8 protein-coding genes are annotated in these 10,477 nt (G+C 42.0%); 5 read left to right on the top strand and 3 right to left on the bottom strand.

Annotated elements, in window-relative coordinates; translation table 11 throughout:
• Window positions 1–75 precede the first annotated feature (75 nt).
• On the top strand, window positions 76–3,234 hold the full coding sequence (locus tag ACED53_RS15330; protein WP_017101475.1) for an Ig-like domain-containing protein: 3,159 nt from the start codon (window positions 76–78) through the stop codon (window positions 3,232–3,234).
• Window positions 3,235–3,407: 173 nt separating this feature from the next.
• On the opposite strand, the gene ACED53_RS15335 is transcribed toward ACED53_RS15330, so the two are convergent.
• Both ACED53_RS15335 and ACED53_RS15340 read right to left on the bottom strand, forming a co-directional pair.
• Window positions 3,408–4,934, bottom strand: coding sequence for an HD-GYP domain-containing protein (locus tag ACED53_RS15335; protein WP_029225545.1), 1,527 nt, complete (start codon window positions 4,932–4,934; stop codon window positions 3,408–3,410).
• Between the two features lie 298 nt (window positions 4,935–5,232).
• Window positions 5,233–5,532 carry a hypothetical protein gene (locus ACED53_RS15340; RefSeq protein WP_009847048.1) on the bottom strand — a complete coding sequence of 100 codons (300 nt, stop codon included), beginning with the start codon at window positions 5,530–5,532 and terminating at the stop codon, window positions 5,233–5,235.
• 220 nt (window positions 5,533–5,752) lie between these two features.
• Between ACED53_RS15340 and ACED53_RS15345 the strand changes: the two genes are divergently transcribed.
• The 4 genes from ACED53_RS15345 (at window position 5,753) to ACED53_RS15360 (ending at window position 9,750) form a co-directional block, all read left to right on the top strand.
• Window positions 5,753–7,156 (top strand): PLP-dependent aminotransferase family protein, encoded by a 1,404-nt coding sequence (locus ACED53_RS15345; RefSeq protein ID WP_017101477.1) that lies wholly within the window; start codon window positions 5,753–5,755, stop codon window positions 7,154–7,156.
• Window positions 7,157–7,283: 127 nt separating this feature from the next.
• Window positions 7,284–7,490 carry a hypothetical protein gene (locus tag ACED53_RS15350; RefSeq protein WP_004734707.1) on the top strand — a complete coding sequence of 69 codons (207 nt, stop codon included), beginning with the start codon at window positions 7,284–7,286 and terminating at the stop codon, window positions 7,488–7,490.
• Between the two features lie 420 nt (window positions 7,491–7,910).
• Window positions 7,911–8,588, top strand: a complete 678-nt coding sequence (locus ACED53_RS15355; RefSeq protein ID WP_017096733.1) for a hypothetical protein — start codon at window positions 7,911–7,913, stop codon at window positions 8,586–8,588.
• Between the two features lies 1 nt (window position 8,589).
• Window positions 8,590–9,750, top strand: a complete 1,161-nt coding sequence (locus ACED53_RS15360) for a serine protease (protein WP_017101478.1) — start codon at window positions 8,590–8,592, stop codon at window positions 9,748–9,750.
• A 93-nt stretch (window positions 9,751–9,843) separates the two neighbouring features.
• Here ACED53_RS15360 and ACED53_RS15365 read toward each other — a convergent pair whose 3' ends face one another.
• A complete protein-coding gene (locus ACED53_RS15365; protein ID WP_371692876.1) occupies window positions 9,844–10,449 on the bottom strand; it encodes a hypothetical protein in 606 nt (201 codons plus the stop codon).
• Window positions 10,450–10,477 lie beyond the last annotated feature (28 nt).

Here is a 10,477-nt window from a genome sequence, read left to right on the forward strand (position 1 = left end):
GTTCAACGTAATTCATTGCTATTACTATGGTTTTTATTCATCTTTAGACTGGTCGATATAAGGGAACCACATAGAATGAATAAAATACTGAGTCTATGTTTTGTGGTACTAGCGGTAGTCATGGCTGGTGGGTGCAAAGATAGCAAAAACGAAGGCCATAAACCTATGGTCTACAACCCTACGAAAGCATCACCCCCAGATCTTTCAGTGGCAATTACGGTTAATGGTAAAAAGCGTACGTTAGAGCTCCATCGTTACTCGATCAGAGAGCCCGATATGAAAGTATATCTTTGGGATCACCGTATTAATGGGAATGCACCATCCAGTACTATTAATACGCCAGCGATTCGTGTTTATCGTGGTGTTGATACCAGTGATGAGAATACGCAAGTTATTGCCGCACTGACCAGTAAAAATAAACTCTATGTGACAGCGTTCCGTGGTAGTCAAAGAGTATGGACAATTGAAAAAGCGGACATCATAAGCGGTCTTTCCGCTAAGAAGCTAACAGCAACAGCTCAAAACTTAGCTTCGGTTACGCCGCAGTCTGCAATTTTAGACAACATGCAAAAAGCAATTAAAACCGTAGATGAGCACCCGAGTGCACCAACATCGGGTTTAGATAACTTAATTGCTAAAGACAAAACGCAAGTTCAGCTGCACAAAGTAAAAGTGGCAGTTCATGTCTCTTACCAAGCGTTTGTTCAAGAAGCGGATAGCAACTTGGATGATGCGATGGTGCTCGTCGACTACTACATTAACTTGGTTGATTATGTTTTGAGTCGAGATGCTTTGTTACGTTTCTCTGTCAATGATGTGTTGATAGAAACTTGGGGCTATCTGGACGACCATTACCAAACTTGTAAAAAAAGCGCTTCTCATGACGCTTGTAAGACTTGGGGGTACCAACACGAGAATGAACCCATTAGAGTCGCTGCTATAAAATGGTGGGATGAACAAAGAAAAACGCGAGGTTGGGACCTTAAACATAGAATGTTGTGGCTGAAAGGTAACTGGATTCTAGGTGTAAACTTCGGAAGTATTGTTCGCTCTCCAGGTGACATCATTGGTGCTGATGGCGTTGTATTGCATGAAACCGCGCACTACTTAGGCACAGGGCATAGTACTTCTGCTGAAGGCCACGGAATTCAAGGTGGTGAAGCGCACGTTGACGATATCAATTTCAATATTTATAAAAATAACCGTCTAAGAAGAAATCTTGTTGGACCTGCGGATTACCCTCTGCCTCCTTCGGCTAAAATTGACCACTTTAGTGTAAAACGTGATAGCACGACGGCATTAGATGTCATGAAAAATGACGTAGATGCTAATGGCGATAAGATTTCTATCCACAACGTTGATAAATACTCGGCACAAGGTGCTGAGCTCAGTATCACAAATGGGAAAGTCACCTATAAAGCACCAAAAGGCTTTATTGGTGAGGATGAGTTCCACTACATCATTACTGATGGCAAGAAACTGTTCGATCGTGACGTTGTTCATGTCAAGGTTACGACTCCAGATCTATATGCTCGTTTCGATTTTGAAGACGCACCTGTTGATGACTTATGGATGGTGAACGCTCAAACAGGATTGGCAGGACAAGTTGCTGTTGTAAAAGAGTCGAGTAAGCAGGAAGTTTCTGAAGTTTGGGTTAACCAAGGTTACGCGAATTCGAAAATACTAAAACTAGGTGCTTACGAGTCAGTAAAATCTAACTTACTAGAGAACGATGTTCAGGAATCTTATAAGTATAAGTTCCACTACGGACATGATTTCGATTTCGGTGAAGACGATTTTACTTTGTCACTCAAAGTGAAACCTAAAGTCAAGCTAGAACATCCAATTGATCTCGTTAGTAAGGGCATTTGGGTTGATGGGTTCCAACTTAAGTTAACGAACGAAGGAACACTAGAGTGGTTCATGATTTCGCGTCAACTTGCTGCTTATGCGGGTGGAAGTGACCTTAGAAAGGTGTCTGTTACAACCAAAGAGGCACTTAACCTCAGTCAATGGAATACTGTCGCAGTGCGTGTTGATCGTACCACTCAAAAAGTTTCTATTTGGGTTAATGGAAAGCAAGCTACGCTAGTTAACAACTACAGTCGCAGTAAAGAAGAAAGCGATGATATGGAGTTGGCTGATGGTTATGCGGGTGTTTGGGGGGCGGGTAGCCGTTTGTCTGCGGGCACAAGCCAAGGGTTGATCATTTCTAAGCCTTGGATGGATGCAGGCAAAGATGCTACAGCTAATATAAAGTCTGAGCAAAAAGCAGGTAATATCTTGGTTGATAATATCGAGATGCGCTCATTTGCTTTGTCTGATGGTGACATGGTGGCGCTTGCTAATGATAGCTTAAAGTATGCGTATACACCGCGACCATATAATGGACAATCGTTCCCATTCAAGGGTAACCATAAGTTCACTTGGAAAGTATCTAAATCAAGTGCTTACAAAGTGTATACCAGTACAGATAATAGCACTTGGTTAGAAGTTCAATCAGGTGCTAGTTCTGCTGCTTCAGGTTCGCACACTGTCAATCTAGACCCAGCAAGCGATGTTTTATATTGGCGCATTGATTTTGATGGTAAAACCGGAAAAGTATGGTCTGTTCGTAACTCACTCAAAACGGGTATTCAGAACTTATCTTTCAGTTATGCTGAAGCAAACTCTGGTGCTAATTACCCTCAATGTACAGTCACTAAGAATGGGGATTGTCTGTTTGGTTGGGATGATGGCAATACAACTGACCAATTTAATCATAGTTGGACACAAAACCCTGCCGATATCACTAACTGGGAAGGTCACCTCTACCTTGGTGGTGAAGATAAAAAGCCTGAAGTGTCAGTTACAGCTGAAAGCGGACAAAGCTGGAAGGCCATTCGTTTTAGAGCCGCTGTTATTGGAAAAGGCTGGACTGGTGCTCAAGACGTACCAAAAGGTACGCTTAAATTATTCGCGAATGGCACTGAAGTATGGAAGGCATATAGCGTTGGTGACAATATTATTGATGGCGCGTTAGCAAAATCAGGGAATCAGTGGTCTAGCTTACCTTCTATCGGTTCTTCTTCAGTCAGTGTACCTAGAGGCACTAAGGTAGGCCGCTACGGTATTCACCAAGTTGATTTACCAGACGATACCACGACCCTAAAATGGGCATATGAAGTAGAAAATCTGGATAGCAAAGGGAAGAACCCAGGTGTAGCTCTTGGTGGTGTACAACTACTAAGATAGTGTTTCTTCTAAACCAAAAAAAACCAGCATATATATGCTGGTTTTTTATAGAATCTTACTCAAAAAATCACTCTGCGGCCTAACCTATATAACTATTGTAGCCTGTATAACACCCCATAACTTACTGTAACCTGTATAGTCGGAGCCTGTATAGTTAGTGGTTTTCGAAAAGACTAAGCAGGTTGAGCAACAAAGCTTTCTCGTTCAAGTTCACTTTGCATGTTTTTTCCATCCTTGTAGGTCGCGGCAATTGAAACGAACTCTTGTTCGACGGCCAGAAAAGCTTGGACAACTTGCGGGTCAAAATGGGTCCCATTGCCCTCCAAGATAATCTGTTTCGCTTGCTCATGAGTAAAGGCTGGCTTGTAGACTCGCTTCGATATTAATGCGTCATAAACATCGGCCAATGCCATTAAGCGGCCGGACAGAGGAATATCTTCCCCAGACAGTTGGTTGGGATAACCGCTGCCATTCCATTTCTCGTGGTGAGTGAGAGAAATCTCTTTCGCGACTCTTAAGAAAGAACTGCTTCCCAATTGCTTTTCTGCAATAGATAACGCTTCGGCGCCAATAGCAGGGTGACCTTTCATTATCTCAAACTCTTCATCCGTCAGTTTGCCCGGTTTTAGCAGCACACTGTCAGGTACTCCAACCTTACCTACATCATGCAGTGGGGCAGATTTATAAAGCAGCTCGATATAGTTGGGTGTTAATAAGATCGCGTGAGCTTCAGATTTGCTGAGCTCCAGTGCGAGTACCTTTACGTATTCTTGAGTTCGTAAAATATGGGCGCCAGTTTCATTGTCTCGAGATTCAGCTAGTGCAGATAAGCTAACAATCGCGACGTCACGTGTGGTTTTTACTTCGTCTTGAGCGTTTTCGAGGCTATCAAGCATGGTATTGGTCATAGATGCTATTGACCCAAGCTCGTTGTAGCTAAATATAGGTAAGCGAACGCCTGGCTCACCATTAGTTACTTTACTTAATGCGTGCTCTTGGCTTAGAAGAATACGTCTAATCAGCTGGCTCCATAGAGTCATGATGGTTATCGCGTATCCACCTAGTACAACCGCCAAATAAATGAACTCTTTGATCACGCTGATCTTGCCCGTACCATCTAGCAAACGGCCGGGGTTGTGTTCTAGCCAGAAGATGTCTTTGACGGCCACCATAGTCAGCATGGTGGTCAGTGTTACCAGAAGCACGATGACCAAACCAATCATTTGTTTAACCAGTGAACTTCTTTCACCTATCAGGTGGAAGTCAAATTGCCCAGTCATCTCCATTTCATCTATTTGGCTAAGCTTCGCTTTCAGTTGAAGAATGGTACCGGTAAAGAAACCAAATAGGCTCATGCCGAACAGCACTTTCAAGTTACTGTCTATCGTGAAGTCGTAGCTTAGGTTGTAGTAGAGCGCGAAAGGAATACTCGCGGCAAAGAACAACATAGTATCGAGTTGTGCAAATCGACCTTGTTTGACTAAGGTGTGTTGCGATAGCAAATAATGACGCGCTAGCCACAATAAGATAAAGACACTACTGACTTGGGTGAAAATTTCTAACGTCGTTAAGCTTTCGAGCATCGGGCATACCCGACTGCCGTAGGTGCCAAATAGCACGCCAGCGATGACGTATAATTGAGTCGTTAGCGATTGATTGTAATTTGAAGTATCCATCGATAAGCCTTTGTTCATTTTCATCTTAAGGTCTCGCAACTATTCCTAAGTTTACGAATATGTATTTTGTGTATTAATTCACGAGGTTGGTAGGTATGTATGGCTAGTATAGCGAGTGTGAATAAGGTCGGGGATTCTATCGATAGCTTTTGTTGAATGATACAAAAAATTGGTTTGTGTTAGATAATTGTTAGCTAGATGGGTGTTATTACGGCAGTTTTTATGAAGACACTTGAATAGTCCCGGTTGAAATACGAGACTATTCAGTCGATATATTTGAGTAAAGTCGAGAGTGATTGACGACTACTTACCTCTAATCAAATTACTTTTTCAGATTGATTTCAGATTCAATTGAGTTGGTTTCAATGTCTGGGTGAGATGCTAGTTTGTCTGATGCCCATTGGTTTAGGTGTTTCAGAATAGCAGACACCGCGTGTTTCTCAGTTGGTGCTTGGTCTTGATCGACATCGATCTCCTGCTTTGGATGTGAGCCTGTTGCATCTTCAGCGATATGGAGCCAGTCTGGGTGCCAGTAATATGGCTGGCCACTCGGTGTTGTCCAACTATGAACACCGTTTGACTCTCCTTTATAACTTAACTGGTCTGCTTCTATTTTTTTCATTTTTATCTCGCATGTTTTTTGGATTACATCAAATTATAGAGGCGTAGAACGAACTTGGCTCTCGCCTTGGTTACAAACTTAGCAAAGCATACAAAGTTATCTGTGAACCAATTCACACTATTATAGAAATTAGGCTCAATCATATGGATAGCAGCAATAGTTGTTAACGTTAGTGATAAAATCTCAGGCTTATTAGAATTTCTCTAGGTAGTACAATTAGATGGCGCGTTATGAAGAGCTTGCAAAGGATATTCGAACTCAGATAGCGAACAACACGTGGCGTTCAGGAGAAAAGATCCCTTCCGTCCGCATGAGTTGTCGCAATTACAGCGTCAGCAATAGTACTGTCTTACAAGCCTACCAATTGTTAGAAAGTGAAGGGTGGATCATCGCTAAGCCTCAGTCGGGCTACTTTGTTGCACCACGTGTGGACGGCGTTGATTATGAACTGCCGTTAGTACACAAAAAGAAAGCCATTAATGATCGCTTATTCGACTTTTTGAAATCGAGTTCGGCAGAGGGGGTTATTCCTTTTGGATCAGCATTCCCAGATCCTGACCTTTTTCCTTTGCCTACCTTGACTCGAAACCTCGCCAGTGCGGGAAGGAAGATGACAGGTGCTAGTGTGATCAATAATCTGCCACCGGGCAGTGAGTCCCTAAGAAGACAAATCGCTCAACGTTACCTGCAGCAAGGTATTACCGTCAACCATCAAGATATCGTGATTACTTCTGGTGCGATGGAAGCGCTTAACTTGAGCCTTCAAACTGTAACCAAGCCCGGTGACTACGTTGTGATTGAATCTCCCGCTTTCTATGGTGCTCTGCAAGCTGTCGAGAGGTTAGGACTCAACCCTATCGAAGTGGATGTTTGTCCAATCAATGGATTGAATATTGAGCAGTTTGAAAGCGCACTACAAAACCAGGATGTGAAAGCGTGTTGGCTGATGACGACGTTTCAAAACCCGACAGGGACAAGTTTGTCTGAAGATGCGAAGCGCCGAGTGGTTGAGGTTGCTGAACAATACAAGACTTATATTATCGAAGATGATGTTTACGGCGACCTATATTTCGAAGGGCATAAACCTAAACCGCTAAAAGCATTTGATAAAACAGACTTAGTGTTGCTATGCGGCTCTTACTCTAAGAGTTTATGCCCTGGCTATCGTGTTGGTTGGGTGGTGAGTTCGCGTTTTAACGATGCGATTCAAAAACTTCAGCTTCTTTCTACGCTGTCGAGTAGTGCTCCTGTGCAGCTTGGTGTTGCGCACTTCTTGACACACGAAAGCTACGACAATCACCTTCGTAAATTGCGTAAAAATCTTCTAATGAGAAAAAAGCGATTTATAGAGGTCATTAAGCAATATTTCCCACATTCCATCGAGATAGAAGATCCAGCTGGCGGCTACTTTGTATGGATTCGTTTTTCTGCCAAATTCGACAGTCAACAATTCCATCAGTTAGCGATTGCTCAAGGCATTAGCGTCGCCTCTGGAGACCTCTTTAGCGAGTTGGGCAGAGTAGACAACGCGATTAGATTGAACTTCTCTTATGAACTCACAGCAGAGAAAGAGCAAGCGCTGCTCTTACTTGGTAAACTTGCGCATCAACTTACGCACTCGTAAAACCGTAAGTCACTCATAAAAAAGACAATGATTCCAACTGTACGGACTGATTCCGATGCAACTGTACGCCTTCTTGACCAACGAGTTGTGATTCAATATCGATAGACCAAATATTGGAGATACCGTTATGTTGAAAATGACTATGGGCAACGAAGTTAAGTTGATTATCGTTGCTATTGTGTGTGCACTTCTGTTAATCCTCGGCCACGTACTACTGGCAAAAGCATTCGCTGATATGGCATGGGCAGAATACACGACTGCCGCCATCCCATTCGTTATGATGGCAATCTGCGGTCTCGCGATAAAATACGCTATCGACCAAGATGTCGACTAAGTTTTTGAGTACACAAAAATGATCTTTCAGAGCCCCTCCATGATTTGGTGGGGCTTTTTCGTTGTATACATGAAACGAACTTGCATAGGTATCGCTGTTATCGTCGTGAAATAAAAATTCTTAATGACATACAATTACTATCCATACCTATTGTAAGCATATGTAAGGAGCGTCGAGTCACTACTTGGAAAGTAAATCACCTTTAGTCAAAAGCTTGGCAAACGCCATTTATCATCATTAACTATTGGTATGGTTGGGTTTGTAGTTATTCGTGCCAACTATCAGTCGGTGAGGTTTGAATCGTGATGAACAAAGCCCTTACAGCACCTTACATTTTCAACTTATCTTTAGCCTACAATTACTTGGAACTAATACTGAGGCGAAAATATGAGATTAAAATGTGCAAAATTGAACCTCTGCATGTTGGCATTGCTAACAACCAATGCAGCGGCCAGTGAGGTTGAGGTCGATTTAAATAAATTAAGTAATGTTTCAGAAATTGGTACAGATACTTTGTCGATCGCTAGTGAGTTCATCGGTTATGAACTTAATGATGGCAAGTATCGTTACGCAAGAGACGTTGACTTGAACGGTTTAGATTGGGTTTTCTTGTATGGAGAGCATCAAAGAAAAGATAAACCCAATAGTGCTTTAATTGGTGACGTAAACGTTATTGGTGAATTACGACAAGTTTCTAATTCAGAGACCAAAAACGCAATTGGTAACCGTTATTACTGGCAGGGTGGTGATTCTACAGATTACAACCAAGAGCTAGCTTTTTCTGGTTTACTTGTCGGCACTAGTGGTTTCTCTTTTGACGTTCAGCCAGGTAAAGGCGGGCGATTTTCTGTAGAGCTTTATACACACAATTGGCTCTCTTCTGCTGATGTAACCGCATGTGTTAAAAAGCAATGTATCACTATTAAAAATGATATCTCCTTTCACATGACCAGTGTCAAAAATACGATAGTTTTCGAATCCCAATCTCCTGATGATATCGTCGAAATCACTTATACACGTCAACATAGACAGTTCGACTTTGAAGCTAGACAGGGTTACCACGCTATTGAAGCTATCCAATTGAGAGAGGCTCAGTAACATGAAAAAAATTATTTTGGTATCAGCGATCGTTGCTACTTTTTCAGCGCAGGCGGGCATAGGCAAGATGGATCGCTCGGTTACTCAACACAAAGCGTTTGCCTTACAAACTCAATTTGATTTTGCTTGCCACATGAATGCAGGGTCGGCCACTTTAATCGACCCGTATTGGGTTATCACAGCAAATCATGTGTCAGGTTCAAAAAGTGAAGGATATGAAAATGCGGTAACTTGTTCTTCTTATGAAAAAGATAAGAATGGTAAGTACAATGTTGTTCATACGTCACGTGCGACTACTGACCCTGATGGTGAGTGGGGGGAGTATGAATTTACCGATGGTATTTACGACTTCGCTTTGGTGCGCTTAGATACGCCTATCACCGGTATCAAGCCGGCGAAGTTGCCCGAGAAAGGGATGTTTGATCATTCAGAAGTCTATGAAGTAAATAGCGTTGGCTTTGGCAACTATAACGGACGTAATGGCGGCAAAAAGTTTGTTAAGTACAACGACACAGACAAAAAATGGTTAGCTGAGTACAAATATGACCCAGTGATCATGCCTCAAAGTAACTTGCAGTGGTTAATTATCCATGGGGATTCAGGCTCTGGTATCACGATTGAGAGAGATGGTGAGTTTTATATTATTGGGGAGATAGGGCTTCAATATTATGGTGAGCTTGGTTGGCAAGATACCTTCGATGATGTTTTGGGAAGATTGGATTCATTACAAAGTGACATGCAAGAGCATGGTTTTAGCTATACGAAACCTGTAAATCTTGCTGATGTAAAATGGACACCGACGACCCAGAATGACATTGAAGATCTTCACGCGTTTTACAGCTACTGGAAAGCGGGAAGTATGGACTTCAATGCGACTTACTGGACGGCGGATGGTGGTATTTATAACACCGCTTATGCGATAGAAGGGGAAAAGTACACTTTTGAAACAGTGATACCTGTAAATTCTAAAGCGCCTGCATTTGATGTGTTTGTTAATGGTCGTCAGGTCGCTCATAACATTAAAGCGGACAAAGAAAGTCTGTTTTTGAAAGTGAATGCATTTGAACAGAAAGGCGATCAGTTAGTCATTGAATTTAAGCCTCTTCAAAGTACAGGTGAAAAAATTATGCTCGATCACTTTTTGGTGCGCAAGGCTGACTAATTTAGTCTGGACAGCTTAAATGAAACTTAAGCAGAATAAATAAAGATGAAGCCCTACAGTGTTAAGTAGGGCTTCTTTTTGCAATGTGTAAAATTACTTAGTAATTAGCGTACTTTGCTTAGCATTGAATTCAAAGTTCGAAGTCTTAGTAATGGAGTTCTTTACTGAGGGAGTTCCACCAATTAAGGGTGTTTTTGTCGTTCGCTTGTAATTCACCAATTGTACCACGTCACCTTGAAGGCGGCTTTCTGTACAGTTTGCAATCGTTACTAAGTGACCTGATGAATTCGCTGCGCTATCCATTTTGCAATGGTTTATTTTATTTGTTGAAGAGGCTTTGGTTAGAGAAAACTCTTCACTTCCTACGGTAACTTTGACATCACTTCTATTTAATACGACTTGAACACTTGTTGTTGTGTCTTCGACGCCATAGTCTTGTATCGTCAAGCCAGTTTCAATTAAAGGTTTAGCTTGGATCTTATACTTACTATTGGAGCTGTAAGATGAATGAATTACATCTTTGTTTGAGTTATAGATCGTCGCAGGTTTGTCTGACGTGGCTGCGAAGACGTAAGATTTCGTTACGGGGTCGAGTTTCCCATTGAGCTTTATGTAAGTGATTAACTCGTCTCTATTTGATACATTGAAATGCTTAAATAGAAGTGTGGAGACATCCCTATCTGGCAGGGTAGTTGTCACTGTTAAAATTTAACCAGTTTGGGCGATA

It is taken from the genome of Vibrio sp. 1F169 (genome assembly GCF_041439605.1).
Taxonomy (GTDB): domain Bacteria; phylum Pseudomonadota; class Gammaproteobacteria; order Enterobacterales; family Vibrionaceae; genus Vibrio; species Vibrio tasmaniensis_A.